20 protein-coding genes, 1 tRNA gene and 1 pseudogene are annotated in these 16,888 nt (G+C 67.9%); 7 read left to right on the top strand and 15 right to left on the bottom strand.

Features of this window, described 5'->3' with window-relative positions:
- Nucleotides 1-36 precede the first annotated feature (36 nt).
- The 11 genes and pseudogenes from C6V83_RS05655 to C6V83_RS05605 all read right to left on the bottom strand — a co-directional run.
- Nucleotides 37-1,614, bottom strand: a pseudogene (locus tag C6V83_RS05655) (condensation domain-containing protein); the annotation flags it as partial.
- 804 nt (nt 1,615-2,418) lie between these two features.
- Nucleotides 2,419-2,493 (bottom strand) — tRNA-Gln (locus tag C6V83_RS05650).
- 575 nt (nt 2,494-3,068) lie between these two features.
- A complete protein-coding gene (locus C6V83_RS05645; protein ID WP_105941574.1) occupies nt 3,069-3,302 on the bottom strand; it encodes an oxygenase MpaB family protein in 234 nt (77 codons plus the stop codon).
- Nucleotides 3,303-3,358: 56 nt separating this feature from the next.
- On the bottom strand, nt 3,359-3,556 hold the full coding sequence (locus C6V83_RS05640; RefSeq protein WP_105941573.1) for a hypothetical protein: 198 nt from the start codon (nt 3,554-3,556) through the stop codon (nt 3,359-3,361).
- Between the two features lie 11 nt (nt 3,557-3,567).
- Nucleotides 3,568-3,792, bottom strand: coding sequence for a hypothetical protein (locus tag C6V83_RS05635; protein ID WP_105941572.1), 225 nt, complete (start codon nt 3,790-3,792; stop codon nt 3,568-3,570).
- Between the two features lie 37 nt (nt 3,793-3,829).
- Nucleotides 3,830-4,672 carry an MlaE family ABC transporter permease gene (locus C6V83_RS05630; protein WP_105941571.1) on the bottom strand — a complete coding sequence of 281 codons (843 nt, stop codon included), beginning with the start codon at nt 4,670-4,672 and terminating at the stop codon, nt 3,830-3,832.
- 108 nt (nt 4,673-4,780) lie between these two features.
- Nucleotides 4,781-5,359 carry a hypothetical protein gene (locus C6V83_RS05625; RefSeq protein ID WP_105941570.1) on the bottom strand — a complete coding sequence of 193 codons (579 nt, stop codon included), beginning with the start codon at nt 5,357-5,359 and terminating at the stop codon, nt 4,781-4,783.
- A gap of 112 nt (nt 5,360-5,471) precedes the next feature.
- The gene (locus tag C6V83_RS05620) at nt 5,472-5,687 is read right to left on the bottom strand and encodes a hypothetical protein (RefSeq protein WP_105941569.1); all 216 of its coding nucleotides are present in this window, start codon (nt 5,685-5,687) and stop codon (nt 5,472-5,474) included.
- An 8-nt stretch (nt 5,688-5,695) separates the two neighbouring features.
- A complete protein-coding gene (locus C6V83_RS05615; RefSeq protein WP_105941568.1) occupies nt 5,696-6,565 on the bottom strand; it encodes an ABC transporter permease in 870 nt (289 codons plus the stop codon).
- 41 nt (nt 6,566-6,606) lie between these two features.
- Nucleotides 6,607-7,515, bottom strand: a complete 909-nt coding sequence (locus C6V83_RS05610) for an oxygenase MpaB family protein (protein ID WP_105943743.1) — start codon at nt 7,513-7,515, stop codon at nt 6,607-6,609.
- A 208-nt stretch (nt 7,516-7,723) separates the two neighbouring features.
- Nucleotides 7,724-8,410: a TetR/AcrR family transcriptional regulator gene (locus tag C6V83_RS05605; RefSeq protein ID WP_234353875.1), complete on the bottom strand. Its 687-nt coding sequence runs from the start codon at nt 8,408-8,410 to the stop codon at nt 7,724-7,726.
- Nucleotides 8,411-8,585: 175 nt separating this feature from the next.
- On the opposite strand from C6V83_RS05605, the gene C6V83_RS05600 reads away from it, so the two are divergent.
- On the top strand, nt 8,586-9,809 hold the full coding sequence (locus C6V83_RS05600) for an oxygenase MpaB family protein (protein WP_105941566.1): 1,224 nt from the start codon (nt 8,586-8,588) through the stop codon (nt 9,807-9,809).
- A 15-nt stretch (nt 9,810-9,824) separates the two neighbouring features.
- Here the strand turns inward: C6V83_RS05600 and fabG are convergent, their stop codons facing one another.
- Nucleotides 9,825-10,580: a 3-oxoacyl-ACP reductase FabG gene (gene fabG, locus C6V83_RS05595; RefSeq protein ID WP_105941565.1), complete on the bottom strand. Its 756-nt coding sequence runs from the start codon at nt 10,578-10,580 to the stop codon at nt 9,825-9,827.
- Between the two features lie 88 nt (nt 10,581-10,668).
- Here fabG and glmU point away from each other — a divergent pair, with 88 nt between their 5' ends.
- A complete protein-coding gene (glmU, locus tag C6V83_RS05590) occupies nt 10,669-12,150 on the top strand; it encodes a bifunctional UDP-N-acetylglucosamine diphosphorylase/glucosamine-1-phosphate N-acetyltransferase GlmU (RefSeq protein WP_267893970.1) in 1,482 nt (493 codons plus the stop codon).
- A complete protein-coding gene (locus C6V83_RS05585) occupies nt 12,147-13,124 on the top strand; it encodes a ribose-phosphate diphosphokinase (RefSeq protein ID WP_105941563.1) in 978 nt (325 codons plus the stop codon). Before glmU ends, C6V83_RS05585 begins: the two co-directional genes overlap by 4 nt.
- On the opposite strand, the gene C6V83_RS05580 is transcribed toward C6V83_RS05585, so the two are convergent.
- A complete protein-coding gene (locus C6V83_RS05580) occupies nt 13,125-13,589 on the bottom strand; it encodes a MarR family winged helix-turn-helix transcriptional regulator (protein WP_105941562.1) in 465 nt (154 codons plus the stop codon).
- Between the two features lie 93 nt (nt 13,590-13,682).
- Between C6V83_RS05580 and C6V83_RS05575 the strand changes: the two genes are divergently transcribed.
- Nucleotides 13,683-14,090, top strand: a complete 408-nt coding sequence (locus C6V83_RS05575; RefSeq protein WP_105943742.1) for a DUF5313 family protein — start codon at nt 13,683-13,685, stop codon at nt 14,088-14,090.
- Here the strand turns inward: C6V83_RS05575 and C6V83_RS05570 are convergent.
- On the bottom strand, nt 14,068-14,676 hold the full coding sequence (locus tag C6V83_RS05570; RefSeq protein WP_159067449.1) for a hypothetical protein: 609 nt from the start codon (nt 14,674-14,676) through the stop codon (nt 14,068-14,070). The genes C6V83_RS05575 and C6V83_RS05570 overlap by 23 nt on opposite strands.
- 23 nt (nt 14,677-14,699) lie before the next feature.
- Between C6V83_RS05570 and arsC the strand changes: the two genes are divergently transcribed.
- Entirely contained in the window at nt 14,700-15,041 is a 342-nt protein-coding gene (gene arsC / locus C6V83_RS05565) for an arsenate reductase (glutaredoxin) (RefSeq protein ID WP_105941560.1), read from the top strand.
- Between the two features lie 13 nt (nt 15,042-15,054).
- Here arsC and C6V83_RS05560 read toward each other — a convergent pair whose 3' ends face one another.
- Entirely contained in the window at nt 15,055-15,507 is a 453-nt protein-coding gene (locus C6V83_RS05560) for a limonene-1,2-epoxide hydrolase family protein (RefSeq protein ID WP_105941559.1), read from the bottom strand.
- Between the two features lie 165 nt (nt 15,508-15,672).
- Between C6V83_RS05560 and C6V83_RS05555 the strand changes: the two genes are divergently transcribed.
- Both C6V83_RS05555 and pth read left to right on the top strand, forming a co-directional pair.
- Nucleotides 15,673-16,284 (top strand): 50S ribosomal protein L25/general stress protein Ctc, encoded by a 612-nt coding sequence (locus tag C6V83_RS05555; protein WP_105941558.1) that lies wholly within the window; start codon nt 15,673-15,675, stop codon nt 16,282-16,284.
- An 8-nt stretch (nt 16,285-16,292) separates the two neighbouring features.
- On the top strand, nt 16,293-16,865 hold the full coding sequence (pth, locus tag C6V83_RS05550) for an aminoacyl-tRNA hydrolase (RefSeq protein ID WP_407646271.1): 573 nt from the start codon (nt 16,293-16,295) through the stop codon (nt 16,863-16,865).
- The last annotated feature ends 23 nt before the right edge of the window (nt 16,866-16,888 follow it).

Below are 16,888 nucleotides of genomic sequence, written 5' to 3'. Positions count from 1 at the left end.
CTCCAGCTGTCGCGCGAACTCGGCGGTGCGCGACCCGCGCTGCCCCAGCACCTCGGTGCGCCATCGTGCGTAGTCGGTGAACCGTACGGCGGTCGCGGTCAGCACCGGCTCGGCACCGTGGCACCGAGCGGCGAAAGCCGCCACCACATCGCGAGTCAGGACCCCCATCGACTGACCATCGGCGCTGAGGTGGTGCACCACCACGACGAGCACGTGGGTCCGCGGATCGATCCGCAGCACGCGTGCGCGAATCGGTCCCACGCCGAGATCCATGGGGCGCCAAGCGATCTCCGTGAGACCGCGGTCCAATGACTCCTCCGACACCGCGCACGGGACCAGCTCGGTGCGCAGCCGGATCGCGACCTCCTCCGTCGGCGCCACGTCGATCTGCGGTCCCGCAGCCGAGTCGCGGTACCTCAATCGCAGCGCTTCATGGTGATTGACGACGTCGAGGAGCGCCGCCGCGAGGACGTCCAGGTCCAGTTCACCGGTCAGGCGCATCGCGATCGGCACGTTCCAGTCGTGCCCCCTTCCCGCCCGGACCGCCTGCCAGATCCGCTCCTGGGCCGGGGCCAGCGGCGCCGGTCCGTCGTCGTCGTCGCCGGCGATCAGTACCGGCTCCTCGATCGCGGCCCCCGGCAACTCCTCCACGGCGCGGCAGAAGTCGCCGAGGTCGACTGCTTCGAACAGCAGCCGCACCGGGACCGGGCGGCCGAGTGCGGCCTCCAGCAGGGCGGTGACCCGAGTCGCCGACAGCGAGTTGCCGCCGAGATCGAAGAAGCCGTCGGAGAAGCCGACCGGCGAGGCGCCGGTCACCTCGGCGACGATCCGTGCGACCTGCTTCTCCAGGTCGGTGCGCGGGGCGACGTGCTGCCGCTGCGCGACAGGCGACTCGGCCAGTTTCGAGCGGTCCAGCTTCCCGTTCGCGTTGTACGGCAGACGGTCGACGACGACGATCTCCGGCCGCAGGTAGGCGGGCAGTCGGCGACCGGCCTCCCGGGCGACGTCCGCCGCGTCCGGGCGCTCGCCGGAGACGAAGGCCACCAGCCGCGTCCCGTCGCCTCGTTCGAACGCGGCGACGGCGACGTCGGCGACGCCCGCACACCGGCGAAGCGCCGTCTCCACCTCCCCGGGCTCGATCCGGAAGCCGTGCACCTTGAGCTGACGATCGGTGCGGCCGAGGTAGGTCAGTTGTCCGTCTCGACTGCGGCACACCAGGTCTCCGGTCCGGTACATCCGGGCCCCGGGGTCGAACGGGTCGGCGACGAACGACGAGGCCGAGCGCGCGGGATCACCGTGGTAGCCGCGCGCCAGCTGCACGCCGCCGAGATACAGTTCGCCCGCGACGCCGTCCGGCACCGGGTGCAGGCGCCGATCGAGCACGCGGAGCACGACCGACGGCTGCGCGCTGCCGATCGGCACCCGCCCGTTCACCCCGGCAGCCACTTCGTGGCCGGTGACGCTGACCGCGGCCTCCGTCGGCCCATAGAGGTTGTGCACCTGCGCGTTCGACCCGCTGTCGGCGATCCGCGCGACGAGCCGTTCGGGCAACTCCTCGCCGATGCACAGCACGGCTCGGACGCATGCGGGCAGTTCGCCCGCCTCGAGCACCATCGCAAGCGCCGAGGGCACCGTGGGAACGACCGACACGGCCTGACCACCCACGAAGGATCAACAGCGAGCTACACCACTACCCGGGACTTGACCTGACCCGATCCAGCCTGCTCGATCGATCGAAGCAGTCTCGCGGCATTTGCGGGTGATGACAGCAGGTACCGGGTCTCCGTCAGGGAGTCATCCTCCCGGCCTTCGTCCTCGTCGGTCATTGCGATTCCTCTCTCTCCATCTGCTACGACCATCGCTGCGCTCGGGCAGCATTCCGCTCCCCACCACGGTTCAAACTCCTGCCGGAGGGTGAGGGGGTGGTGGGGAGATCCCCTAGGGTTTGGAGCCAGATCGATCGCGCTGCGGGAATTGCTCGCCTGCGCCGGGACCGGGATATGCGGTCGGCTGCCGGGCCGGCATCGATGGCCGGCCCGCATCGCTCTGCGCGTCTGAAGGTCCGGGTCCGCCGTCACCCCTGCGCCGATCGCTCGGGAAGCCCTTTGGTCTCTCTACACCCGGGGGCTAGCCGGTGGCCTCAATGTCCCCCACGCTCGGGCTCGCCGCTGCCGCGACGAGCCGGGGGTCACCCCCCCATGACAGGGGGCGGGCAGAGTTTCGGTACTACCACCTGTCAGGGTGGTCGCGTAGAATCAGCGCTAAGCGCGGGTTCGACTGCATCTCGATCCTCGCCAGACCCCGGCAGGCGGTGCTAACGCCTCGTCCGGGGTCGCATCTTTTCGGAGCGAGAATCGGTGATGTAGCAATCGCAGAACAGTCAGCCAGCAGAAATGCGCCGTCACCAGCACATTTGCTTGGCTCTCCCGCCAGGACTCGAACCTGAAATGCCTGAACCAAAATCAGGAGTGTTGCCGATTACACCACGGGAGATCGGTGCCGCAACGATTCTGCCATAGCCGCCGCCGGGGTCGTCGCACTCATACCTGCTCCGCGGCTTGGTCGTCCCGGTTCTCGTGGGCCTTCATCTCGCTGTACGAGAGCTTCTTGTGCCCCGTAAACGAGAGGCGGCCCGGCGGCGCTGCCGGCGACCGATCATACGGCGCAACGGACCCGGCCACATCGACACGGTGCGACCCAGCTTCCGGACCTGTCGCTCGAACTCCGCCTGATGGCGGTCTGTCTATTCCTGCTCGTACACGTCTCGCAGCTCGGGGCCTGCCATACCCCACGTCAGCAGGCGAATCCGCGGTGCCCAGCGCAAGTATCGCCACGGCATCGAGTGTGTGGAAAAGACCTGTGCCGCAACATCACCGGCCAGCACCTCTGCGGGCGAAGCATCCGGCGCGGAGCGTGGCAGTCGAACCGGGTACCGGCTCTCGCCGGCCCGCACGTACTCGTCGAACTCCGCGCACGATCCGGGCCAGGAACCAGGTGGCAGCCACCCAGCATTGGCTCGCCGAGTCGAACACGGGACGGCGCCGTCCAGTGGGCCGTCCTTCCGGCCCTTACGGGCGCCGCACCGAGGCATGGATCCGATTGACCTCGCGAACCAGGAACCGGAGCGTCTCGTCGTCGGCACCGGCCACGAGGCGTAGGTATTCCATCGTCGCCCGCCATCGCTCGGTGCCACGGTTCGCGTACGCACCGCTCTCGACCTCCGTGTGTGCGATGGCGGGATGCGCCAGCTGCATCAGCGCGGCCCGGGGCCACAGCAGACAGCTGCTCGGTTCGTCGAGCACCCGCTCCAGTGTCGGTCGCGATCTACCCGACATCGCGCCGGTCCCGCACCACCGCTTCAGGCTCCGTTGAGGAGGTCGACGAGGTCCGGGATCTTCCAGACGCCCCAGGCGACGAGCAGCACCACCGCCGTGACCAGGAAGATCAGGTAGAGCCAGGCGAGGATGCGCAGCGCCACATTGCGGTGCCCCGGGGCGCCGCCGAGGTACTTCACCCACTCGACGAACCAGTCGATCACATGGACCAGAATCAGCATGTCGACTTCCCCTACGTCATCGTGACGTCGGAGAACGTCAGCACCGGCCAGCACACGATCGATCCGAGGAACGAGATGACTCGGTCCGTCCCGTGCACGTCAGCGAGGTGATCTGTGTGCGTCAGCGTCCAGACCACGCCGATGATCCCGTACGGGATGCCGATCAGGATCAGTGCGCCGATCACCTCGGCCAGCTTCATTTGATGGTCGAGAACGCGCCCGAGCCAGCCCCACATGTCACGAGTCCTTTCCTGTCGAGTAGTCCACCGGCGCTCATCCGATCTGCATCGGGAAGAAGACCGTGTAGATCAGCGTGATGATGAAATTGATGGCCAGGATCCCCACCGTGGCCACCACGACCGTGGCGTTGACGCCGTCGGCGATTCCCCGCGGACCGCCCTTGGCTTCCAGTCCCCGCTGGCAGCCGATCACGGCGATCAGCACCCCGAAGACGGAGGCCTTGACCATCGCCAGAATCAGGTCCCGCTGCGTCGCGAACGAACCGAACGACTGCCAGTAGCTGCCGGGCCCCACGCCCTGCACGATCACCGCCAGATAGAACGCGGCGAGCACGCCGACCGTGATGATGAAGAGCGCCAGCAGCGGCCCGACCACTGCGGCCGCGATGACCCGGGGGACCACGAGGCGTTCGATCGGATCGATCCCCATCGTCCGCATCGCGTCGATCTCCTCCCGTACCGTCCGGGAACCGAGATCCGCGGCGATCGCGGACGCTCCCGCACCGCCGAGCAGGACGCCCGAAGCCAACGGCGCGGCCTGCTGGATCACAGCGAATCCACTCGCCGCACCCAGGAGCGATTGCGCACCGAGCTGATTGATGATGTTGCCGATCTGGATCGTGACGATGATCCCGAACGGGATCGCCATCAAGAACGCCGGGATCGCGGTCACACTGATGAGGTACCAGCCCATCACCACTGCTTCTCGGACCTTCAACCGGCCGCTCACGATGCCGAGGCCGGTCTGCAGCACGGTCAGGATCGCCAGGCGAAACGTCCGCCCGAGCGTACGGACCGGACCCAGGGCGTTATCGGAGAAGTTCTCCACGAAGATGCTTCGCGGCGACTCTCGTTCCGCCTGCGTAGGTGCACTCATGTCATCCTCCGGGCGTCGGCTCGGCAGGAGGCGCCGGTGCCGGGTTCTCGCCGCCCCCTGTGCCGAGCTTGTCCGAGATCGCCTGTGTGGGATCGCCGACATCGGTGATCAGCCAATCCTGGTCACGATCGAGGACCAGGGTGTACACGGCCACGGTGCTCCCGCCGGCCGGGTTCTGCACGGTCGTGGTGTTGACATTGACGACGGCACCACCCGATACACCTCGCCGGCGACGTCTTCCGTGTTCGCCGTCACGAGCTCGGCCGTCGTCTTCATCCGCAAGGGAGTGAGGATCTGTTCCATCGCCTGCCCGATGACCTCGTACTTCCGACTCAGTTCCGGGCTCACGCCCTTGCGCATCGCGCTGACCCACGGAGTCAGGTCGTCGTAGTCGAGCGTGGCCGCATCGACCGCGTACTCTCCGGCGATGCGCTCGGCGGTGGCACGATCGGCCTGATCCGTCTCGAGCGCCCGCAGATCACTGCGGGCCGAGACGTCGCGCACGACGAAGACCACCAGCGCGGCGATCAGCGCGGTGATGAGACCGCCGATCAACAACGACCGCATGGAGAACGTGACCGACGAGTCCGACAGCCGCGAACGCCGCTCTTCCTTCTTTCCCTCGTCCTTTCCCTCGTCAGTCTCCGCCGTCGTCGTCTCGGGATCCGCGCCTCCCGCAGACTCCACTGCATCAGAGTCCACTACGACGCCAAGCGCCTCTGAGGCCTTCTCGTCAGCGGGCGTATCAGTCGCATTCGGTGCCATGAGCTACTCCAGTTTCACGGTGTCGGGGGGTTGATCATCGGGGCTGGGTGAGGACCAGCTTCATGCCGTCGCCGGCGCCGAGCATCGTCAGGGCGCGGGCCAGCAATTCACTGATGTCGATCTGGGGCACGGTGTCGTTGAGCGCGGTCGCGATCGGCATCAGCGGGCCGGCCGCATCCATCGCGTTGGGAATGAGTTTCTCCAGATACGGAATGAGCTCGGTGAGGAACGGGTGCACGGCACCGCGCATGACGTCGTTCAGGCGTCCCCGATTGACGACGTCTTCGGTGGCGAGCTGACGCCCCAGAACGCCAGGGTCAGAATGAGATCGAGCACCATGATCGCGACGAGACTCGCACGCACGGCGCGCCCGGAGGCCACTCCCACACCCTCCGGCCCGCCGGAGGCGAAGAAGCCCTTGTAGCAATGAATCATCGTGACGGCCACGACGAAGACGACGCACTTGACCGTGGCGAGCACCAGGTCCGGCGCGTTGACGAACTGTTCGAAATAGTGCGTGTACGCACCCGGCGATTCGTCTCGCAACACGACGACCAGCGAACTGCTCAGATAGCTCGCGACCAGCGCCACGAGGAACGTCGGAATCGTCGTGATCATGCCGGCGATCACCCGGGTCGTCACGACGAACGACATCGAGTGGACTCCGATGACCTCCAGCGCGTCGATCTCCTCGTCGATGCGCATGGAGCCGATCTCGGCGGTCATCCGGCAGCCCGCCTGAATCGCGAAGGCCACGGCCGCGAGGATCGGCGCGAACTCGCGGGTGATCGCGAACGACGTGACCGCTCCGGTCAGCGAACCCATGCCGAGCAGGCCGAGTGTGCTGTGGGCGATGATCGCCACGGTCGCCCCCGCGGTGATGCCGAGCGCCACCATCACCAGGGCGGTACCGCCACCGACGATCACGGCTCCGCGACCCCATGCGAGATCGGTCACCGTCTTCACCGTCTGACGCGGATACCGGATCAGCGTCGACGGAGTATAGCGGACGGTGAGCCACACGAAGGTGACGAACTGCCCGAGGTTCGCGAGCCCGGTGTCAATCGACGCCTTCGCGCGCATCAGCCGCCGTGCGCCCGGCGGGCTATAGGTCGCGGGGATCCCCATACTCTGCTCTCTCGTCCTGAGTGCCTACGAGTCCGTCGTCGTCAGATCAGGTCCCTATGGCGATTCATCCGTACCTGGAGGTCCTTCAACATCACCGTGGTGCTGCCCATCCGGATCCAGCGCGGCAGAAACCTGTTGACGACCGACACGAAGGTGAAGAGATTCTCGAATCGCCGGCGATCTCCGTCGGTCCACGTCAGGTCGAGCTGCTCGCGCAGCAGGGGCGGCAGGAAGCCGATGGTGAGAAAGCGCAGCAAACCCACGAACGGGAGGCGGATCAGTGGGCTGATCATCTTCAAGTCGACCAGGTCCTGCCCGAATGCCCGGGTCTTCTCGTCGACGACGATGCGTTCGGACGCGATGTTCCAGTAGACGTCGAAGTCGGCGCGCGTGGCGGGCCACATCTCCTCCGGCACCTGCAACGTGGTTCCCAGCACCTTGCCGGTTTGGTAGTAGGTTTCCAGTTCCTCATCGGTCATCGCGCCGTGAAGCAACTGGTGGGTGTCTTCGACGCCCACGTAGAGGCAGGCCGCCACCCACAACTGCAGCTCGCGATTGAAGGCGTTGTACTTCACCGGGCTCGCGTCGTCCGACCGCACGCGCCGATGGGCGGAGTTCACGGCCTCCCGGAAGGCGGCCTTCTCCTCGTCGCTGCCGAGAATCGCGACAGTGAGATACTGCGTGGTGGTCCGGGCCCGCTTCCACGGGTGCTTCATCAGCGATCCGGATTCGACCTTGCTTTCCATGACGCCGTAGGCGACCTCCGGCCAGCCCAGTTGCATGATGACGTTCGCGGCGGCGCCGGCGAGCGACCAGAACTCCATCGACTCCCGGACGTGGATCGGCTCGATCTCACTGACCTGCCGCCTCTTGGGCGTGTCGATGGCGATCCGGGTCTGCGCGTTGGTCAGACGAGGCCTGCGCTTGCCTAGATCGGGCAGGTACTTCATCGGATAGTTCAGGCCGGTCTCCGCGGCAGTCGCGGCAGGAATCTCGTACTGGGCAGCCATCGCGTCAGCCTCTCCTCGCGTCAGGATCGCGGGGGCACCCGAGGCGATCCGTGTTACAGTAATGCGGCGACTGTAACATGATGGAGCCGACGGGAGTGCCACTCGGAGAATTCCGGGTCAGCGGGCGAACGGGCCGGTCAGGGCGCGGTCAGCGAGGCCGAGCGCTCCCGAGCCCGACAAGGGGAAGAATGAACCGGCGGGCGACGTCGGTCAGCGCGGCCTCGTCGTCGAACCCGAACAGGTCGCTCGGCGACGTCAGCAGCGAACCGCTGATACGCACCATCAGATCGGCAGCCACCAGCGTGGAGATCTCCGGCGCGATGCGGCCGGCCTCCTGCTCGCGGCGCAGCTGCTGAGCGACGAAGTCGCGGACCTCGAACATGGTCCGTCGATCCCCACCGCCGACCAGTCCGGGCACGAGCGCCGGTTCGGTCTCCAGAAGCTTGGTGATCAGCGGATTGCTGCCGATGGTCCGGAGCGCGGTGACGAAGCCGGCGACGAGTCGATCCTCCACCGTCTCAGCCGCCGCGACTTCGGCGGCGAACTCCACGAAGTACCGCTGTAACTCCCGCAGCATCACGGCGTCGACCAGCGCATCCTTGCTGTCGAACTTCCGGTAGATGGTGATCCGGGCGGTGCCGGCCCGTCGCGCGACCTCCTCCATCGAGGCCCGGGCGATACCCGTCTCGCAGAACTGCTCGTATGCGGCATCCAGGAGTTTGGTGCGGGTCTTGTCCTCGCGTCGCCCGGCCCCGTCCGCGGCCTCGCGTAGTGCGCGCTCGATGAACGTTCCCTCAATCGGGTCGCCCTGGGCCACAACAGTTTTCGTGCCCACCAGACTCGCCTCCACTCCACCGGATTCGCACCGCGCTCGCCGACAACGCTACGGCACGGGCTCGCGTCACAGTCGGCACCCCTTGTGAGCCGGGCCACGTCGTGCCATCGTGTTACACGACAGTTGGATGTGTTTCATTTCCCATCGAGTCGGGGCCAGTCGAAGGAGCCACGCCATGACCCAACTCAACCGCAGGACCGCGCTGAAGGGCGGCGCGCTGGGCGCCGCGGCACTGCTGACCGGCGCCCAGGCCACACCCTGGACCTGGTCTCCGGCCGGTTCGGTGCCCGGACGGGGCGTCGGCGCGGACCCGGCCGGGGTCTGGGATCCCGATTGCGACGCCGTGATCGCCGATCTGGCGAAGCGCGGTCAGCTCCCTCGGGTGAACGCCCTGCTCAAACACTGGACCAAGAACGGTCAGCCGCTCCCCGCCGGCCTCCCGAAAGACCTCCGCGACTTCCTGACCGAGGCGCGCCGCCTCCCGGACTGGACCGACCACCGCAAGCTGGCCGCCGCGGTCAAGTTCAACGAGAAGCGCGGCACCTACCTCGGAGTGATCTACGGCTTCGTCAGCGGGATGATGAGCACCGTCATCCCCCGTGAGGCGCGCGCGGTCTACTACTCCAAGGGCGGGCACGACCTCAAGGACCGGATCACCAAGACGGCCAAACTCGGCTACGACATCGGCACCCACAACGCCTACGCGCCCGACGGCGAGATGGTGGTCACCTGTGTCAAGACGCGACTGGCGCACTCGGGTGTGCGCCATCTGCTCCCGAAGTCGCCGCACTGGTCGGGCGGGGCCGAGTCCGGCGAGAAGCTGCCGATCAGCCAGGCCGACATGATGGTCACCTGGCACAGCCTGCCGACCAGCGCGATGCGCCAGTTCCGCAAGTGGGGCGTCCCGGTGGATCCGGCGGAGGGCGCCGGGTTCCTCCACTCGTGGCAGCTCGCCGCGCACCTGCTCGGGATCAAGGACGAGTACATCCCCGCGAACTGGACCACGGCCGAGTCGCAGGCCGGCCAGGTTCTGGACCCGATCTTGGCGCCCACCACCGAGGGCCGGAAACTCGCGAGCATGCTGCTCGACCTGGGCTACCACCTCGACCTGACGATCCTCAGCCGGGGCGTCCTGGGCGCGATCACCCGGTACATGCTCGGCGACGAGATCGCCGGCTGGCTGCACATTCCGCGCGAGCCCGTCTGGTCGCCGCTCCTGGAGACGGCGTGGGGACCCTATGTGCTGGTCCGCGAGGGCCTGCTCACCGGCGGCGTCCCGGAACAGGCCTACTGGCTGTTCGACGAGTTTCTGCGCCAGTTCGTGCTGCTGTACATGTCCGAGCTCCGGCTCCCGATCAACATCGAGATCCCGGTGATGAACAACCCCAAGTACCGGTGAGCCGGCTCCCCGCGATCAGGCCTTCGGGCCGCCGGCCACGTAGAGCACCTGGCCGCTGACGTAGCGGGCGCGCTCGTCGGCGAAGAACGAGACCGCGTTGGCGATGTCCTCGGGCTGCCCGGCGATCTTCACCGCGGTGTCCTCGGCGCAGGCCTTGATGAAGTCGTCGAACGGCACTCCGATGCGCTCGGCGGTCGCCCGGGTCATGTCGGTCTCGATGAATCCCGGAGCGATCGCGTTGGCGGTCACGCCGAATTTGCCCAGCTCCAGCGCGAGCGTCTTGGTGAAGCCCTGCATGCCGGCCTTGGCCGCCGAGTAGTTGGCCTGGCCCCGATTGCCCAGCGCCGACGTGCTCGAGAGGTTGACGATGCGTCCCCAGCCGGCCTCCAGCATGTGCCGCTGGCACGCACGGCTCATCAGGAACGCGCCGCGCAGATGGACGGCCATGACGGTGTCCCAGTCCGAGACGCTCATCTTGAACAGCAAGTTGTCACGCAGGACTCCGGCGTTGTTCACCAGGACGGTCGGCGCCCCCAGCTCGGCGATCACGGTGTCGACGGCCGTGGCGACCTGCTCCTCGTCGGACACGTCGGCGCCCACGGCGATCGCCTGCCCGCCGGCGGCCGCGATGGCCTCCACGGTGTCGGCGCAGGCGGCCGCATCCAGATCCAGGACGGCGACGGCCAGGCCGTCTTCAGCCAGACGACGAGCGACGGCGGCGCCGATCCCGCGGGCCGCACCGGTGACAATTGCTACTTTCTGAGTGCTCATGCCGGGAACCCTACTTCCATTGCGTAGGATTTCACCGGCGCGCCCGCTAATCAGCGACGCGAGTTCATCGCCGACGCGGAGGAATGGATTGACGAACGACGACCAGCTCGCCGTCATCGTTCTGGCTGCCGGTGCCGGAACCCGGATGAAGTCCAAGACCCCGAAGATCCTGCACTCCCTGGCCGGACGGTCCCTGGTCCACCACGCGCTCCGCGCCGCCGAGGAGGTCGGGCCCGACCACGTGATTCCGGTGGTCAGCCACGAGCGCGAGAAGGTCACTGCCGAGATCCAGCGCGTGGCCGGGCACCTCGGCGACGTCCTGACCGTCGCCGTGCAAGACGAGCCGCTCGGCACCGGCGACGCCGCCCGGGCCGGCCTCTCCGGCCTGCCCGAGGACTTTTCCGGCACGGTCCTGGTGACCGTCGCCGACGCTCCCCTGCTGGACGGGCCGACACTGCGCGCACTGATCGACACGCACACCGCCGAACCGGCTGCCGCGGTCACGCTGACCAGCTTCCTCGTCGACGATCCCACCGGATACGGGCGGATCGAAAGGACCGACGGCGAGGTCACGGCGATCGTCGAGCACAAGGATGCGAACGAGGCCCAGCGCTCGATCGACGAGGTCAACGCCGGCATCTACGCGTTCGACGCGGCGGTGCTGCGCACCGCTCTGGCCGGTCTGTCCACCGACAACGCGCAGGGCGAGTACTACCTGACCGACGTGGTGCAGATCGCCCGGGAGGCCGGGCGCACGGTCCGTGCGCACGTGGTCGACGATCCCGCCGTCGTGGCCGGCTGCAACGACCGCGTCCAGCTCGCCGAGCTCGCCGCCGAACTGAACCGCCGCATCGTGCGCCGCCACCAACTGGCCGGCGTCACGGTGATCGACCCGGCCACCACGTGGATCGACGTCGACGTGGAGATCGGGCAGGACGTGACCGTCGAGCCCGGCACCCAGCTGCGCGGCCGCACCGTGATCGGCCCGGACGCGGTGGTCGGCCCGGACACCACCCTCACCGACGTCGTGGTCGGCGCCGGGGCCCGGGTGATCCGCACACACGGCAGCGCCTCGACCGTCGGCGCGGGCGCCGCCGTCGGCCCGTTCGCCTTCCTGCGCCCGGACACCGACCTCGGCGACGGAGGCAAGATCGGTGCCTTCGTCGAGGTGAAGAACTCGCAGATCGGCGCCGGCACCAAGGTTCCGCACCTCACCTACGTGGGAGATGCCGAGATCGGTGAACACACCAACATCGGCGCGTCGAGCGTCTTCGTCAACTACGACGGCGAGAACAAGCACCGCACCGTGATCGGTTCGCATTGCCGGACCGGATCGGACAACATGTTCGTCGCACCGGTGACGGTCGGCGACGGCGCGTACACCGGCGCCGGGACCGTCGTGCGGCAGGACGTCCCGGCCGGGGCCCTCGCGGTGTCGGCCGGTCCGCAGCGCAACATCCCCGACTGGGTCCAGACCAAACGACCCACCAGCCGGGCGGCTCAGGCGGCCCGTGCAGCCCAGAACCAGACCGGACCCGACCAGGCAGCCCAACAGGAGAGCACCCCATGACGTGGACCACCGAAGCCCAGAAGAACCTGATGCTCTTCTCGGGCCGCGCACACCCCGACCTCGCCACCGCGGTCGCCGCCGAGCTGAACGTCAGCGTGACGCCGCAGCAGGCCCGGGACTTCGCCAACGGCGAGATCTTCGTGCGCTTCGAGGAGTCGGTGCGCGGCTCGGACGCATTCGTGATCCAGAGCTGCCCGTTCCCGGTCAACGAGTGGATCATGGAGACGCTGATCATGGTCGACGCGCTCAAGCGCGGCTCGGCCAAGCGCATCACCGCGGTGCTCCCCTTCTACCCGTACGCCCGCCAGGACAAGAAGCACCGCGGCCGCGAGCCGATCTCGGCGCGCCTGATCGCCGATCTGCTCAAGACCGCCGGGGTGGACCGCATCATCACGGTCGACCTGCACACCGATCAGATCCAGGGCTTCTTCGACGGCCCGGTGGATCACATGCACGCGCAGGGCCAGCTGGCCGAGTACGTGCGCGAGCACTACGGCACCGACAACATCTGCGTGGTCTCCCCCGACGCCGGCCGCGTGAAGGTCGGCGAGAAGTGGGCCGACGCGCTCGATGGCGCACCGATGGCGTTCGTCCACAAGACCCGCGACCCCGACGTCGCCAACCAGATCGTCGCCAACCGCGTGGTGGGCGAAGTCGCGGGCAAGACCTGCGTGCTGATCGACGACATGATCGACACCGGTGGCACCATCGCCGGCGCGGTCAAGGTCCTCAAGGAGGCCGGGGCCGGCGACGTCATCATCGCCACCACCCACGGGGTGTTCTCCGATCCGGCCACCGAGCGCCTGTCGTCGTGCGGCGCCCGCGAGGTGATCGCCACCGACACCCTGCCGATCCCGGCGGAGAAGCGCTTCGAGAACCTCACCGTTCTGTCGATGGCCCCGCTGCTGGCGCAGACCATCCGTGAGGTGTTCGAGAACGGATCGGTCACCAGCCTGTTCGACGGCAACGCCTGATCAGGCCCCGCCCGCGCGCAGCGCGGCCGCATTGACCTTGGTCAGGACGGCGTGGAGTTCGGCCAGATCGTCCAGACTCACGTTCAGCGCCGCGACCACCTGTCCCGGGATCTCCAGCGCGCGGTCCCGCAGCGCGCGGCCGGCATCGGTGAGACAGACGTCGACGCTGCGCTCGTCCTCGTCGCACCGCCGGCGCCGGATCAGGCCGTTGGCCTCCAGCCGCTTGAGGAGCGGTGACAGCGTGGCCGAATCGAGCTGAAGCAGCGCGCCGATCTCTTTCACCGACAGCCGATCGTGCTCCCAGAGCGCGAGCATCACCAGATACTGCGGGTGTGTCAGCCCCAGCGGCTCCAGCAGGCGACGGTAGATCTTGAGCACCGACCGGTTCGCGACGGCGAGGGCGAAGCAGACCTGCCTCTCCAACAGCAGCGGATTCCCGTCGATCGCGACACCCGGATTTCCCATGCATCGAATATAGCGCGATCGAGTAGCGCACGATCGAAACCAGATGTATCGTGAGCATTTAAATAGCGCACGACATAAATGGAGGTGCCACCGATGAGCCGCCCGAATCCCGTGCAGTGGATCGCCTACGCCTACGGCGCCCGGCTGCCGGACAGCAAGCGCGACTGGGTCGCCAACGACCTCATGGGGCGGACCGCCACGCCCCGGCACTTCTTGCGGTCGCAATTCTGCTTCGTCCCGGTCTACCTGGTCTTGTTCTTCGCGTTCCCGGGCCCGCTGTGGGTCCGCGGTCTGATGGTCCTGCTGAGCATGCTGTTGGCATTCATCTTCGCCCTCTCGTATATGGACCAGAACCGGGTGCGCCGATTGATGAAGCACGGCCTCGGCGACACCCCGCACACGTACCGCCAACAAGCGGCCGCGGAAAAGGCGAAGGCCGAGTACGAGGCCGTCTACGCGGCTCGCCGTGCCGCTCCGGTCAGCGACGACGCGAACGTCTGACCAGCAGCCACCCGGCCGCGGTCAGCACGACGACGCCGCCGACGGAGCCGAGGACGATGCCGGTCAGCGCACCCTCCGAGAGCCCGTCGGCACCCTCCCCCGGAACCTGCGGCCCCGCACCGGGCAGGGGCTCCAGCGGCGCACCCGCGTAGGTGAGCACGTCGTCACCGCCCAGGTTGGTGCACAGCCAGGCGTACCAGTCCGACGACGGCACGTCGTCGTGGATCGATCCGCCGCTCAGGACCAGCAGTCGCCGGTCTCCGATCTCCATCGACATTCCGCAGTCACCGCCGCCGGTCCCGGTGCCGACGGTGATCGTCCGGGGCACCGCGTGCTTGTAGCTGCGGTCGACCTGCACCACGTACTGCTGCCCGTAACGACCGTCCCGGGATTCCACGGGCGTGCCCACGACGATCACCGCCGCGTTCGCGGCCACCTCCGCGGCGTCGTACGGGGCGCAACTGCATGCGCACACGGTTCCGGGCGCCAGGAACGACGCCGAAAGCACCGTGAGCACGCACGCCACAGCCGCCGCCGAGATGCGACGAATCACACGAACCACACCACCGGTGTCCATGCCGTCCACGGTAACGACGGTACGGTGAGAAGGTGGACGCGACGATCTATCACAATCCCCGCTGTTCGACTTCACGCAAGACGCTGGACAGACTCCGCGCAAACGGAGTCGAACCGACCGTGGTGAAGTACCTCGACGCCGGCTGGACGCGCGAGCAGTTGCAGCAGATGTTCGACGACGCCGGACTGACTCCGTCACAAGCGGTCCGCAAGCGCGAACAGCTCTACAAAGACCTGAATCTCGCGGCCGCCACCGACGATCAGATCCTGGACGCGATGGTCCACCACCCGATCCTGGTCGAGCGCCCGTTCGTGGTGACCGACAAGGGCACCCGCCTGGCCCGCCCCGTCGAGAACGTCGACGCGATCCTCTAGCGAGACCCGACCCTCAGCCCGGCAGCGCGGACACCGGCGCGGCAAGCGGCTTCCGGTTCAGCGACGGAACGACGACCCCGGCCAGCGCGCGGGCGAAGGCACGCGTGCAGTCCCAGGCGTCGAAGTAGTCGCGCCAGACCGCGATCCGGCCGTCGCGCACCTCGTTGCGGCCGCACACCCAGAACCTCAGCCGCAACGGACCCACCCGCAGCTCGTCGAGGCGCTCGGTCAGCACCACCCCGTCGTCGTTCGCTCCGATCGCCAGGAACTCGGCGTCGAACCCGATGCGCTCGCTGTTGAGTCGTCGCATCAACGCCTCGAATCGGCGGCGGCCGCGGATCGTGGGCAGGCCCACGTTGGTGTACACGATGTCGTCGTCGATCAGGGCGAACGCGTCGTCCACGCGTCCCTGCGCGAGACTTGCGAAGAAGCCGGTCACCAGGTCCGCGGGTTGCTGAGAGGTCATCGCCTCATGGTAGGCTGGCGCCCGTTGTCTCGGCGAGGGTGCCCACCGCACGGTGGTGTTCACCGTTATCGGCGCGACGAGGAAGCGCTCTCCCCCGCACCGGCGGGAAGGTGTTCTGTCTCGGCCGTCGTCTGCCGCGGAACCACCCACCAGAAGGAGAGAATCATGTCGACCAGCACGCTCACCACGGTCACCCGCACCGACACCGGCAAGGGCGCCGCCCGCCGCGCCCGCCGCGAGGGCCTGATCCCGGCCGTGCTCTACGGCCACGGCACCGAGCCCAAGCACCTGCTGCTCCCGAACCTGGAGCTGGCCGCCATCCTGCGCGCCAACGGCACCAACGCCATCATCGACCTGGACATCGAGGGCAGCAGCCAGCTCGCGCTGACCAAGCAGGTCGACGTCCACGCGATCAAGAACTACATCCAGCACGTCGACCTGCTGATCGTCCGCCGCGGCGAGAAGGTGACCGTCGAGGTGCCGGTGCTGATCGAGGGCGAGCCCGGCCCCGGCGGCCTGGTGTTCCAGGACGCCAGCTTCATCGAGATCGAGGCCGAGGCCCTGCACATCCCGGAGCACATCGTCGTGAGCGTCGAGGGCCTGACCCCGGTCACCAACATCACGGCCGCCGACGTCACCCTGCCCGAGGGCTCCACCCTGGTCTCCAACGAGGACATGCTGGTCGCGTCGGTCAACGAGGCGCAGGCCGCCTCCGCCGAGGAAGAGGCCGCCGAGGAAGAGGCCGCCGCCGAGGCCGCCGAGGGAGCTGCGGAGTAATTCCCACGCTGATCGTCGGACTGGGCAATCCCGGTCCCGCTTACGAGAAGACCAGGCACAACGTCGGCGCGATGGTCGCCGACCGCCTGGTCTTCTCGTACGGCGAGAAGTACACCGTGCACCGCAAGTCCGGCGCCGAGGTCGCCACCGTCCGCCTTGCGACAGGCGCGACGACGGAGCCGGTGCTGGTGGCCAAGGCGCGGACCTACATGAACGTCACGGGCCGGCAGATCGGCCCGCTGGCCAAGTACTACGGAGTCGCGCCCGAGGACGTGATCGTGCTGCACGACGAGCTCGACATCGACTTCGGTCAGGTGCGGCTCAAGCGCGGCGGCGGCGAGGGCGGCCACAACGGCCTGCGATCGCTCAGCCAGGCGCTGGGCACCCGCGACTACCAGCGCGTGCGCCTGGGCATCGGACGACCCCCCGGCCGGCAAGATCCGGCCGACTTCGTCCTCAAACCCTTTCCCTCGGCCGACCGGGCCGAGGTGGACCTGCTGATCGGCAACGGCGTCGACGCCGCCGAGTTGCTGGTCCGCAACGGCCTGGAGGCTGCGCAGAACGTCGTGCACGGCTGGTAGCGCAGCCTCCCGCCGAGCCGGCC

The sequence above is a fragment of the Gordonia iterans genome (genome assembly GCF_002993285.1).
GTDB classification, from domain to species: Bacteria; Actinomycetota; Actinomycetes; order Mycobacteriales; family Mycobacteriaceae; genus Gordonia; species Gordonia iterans.
Note: the sequence above shows the minus strand (reverse complement) of the source record. Positions and strands in the feature narration are given on the sequence as shown.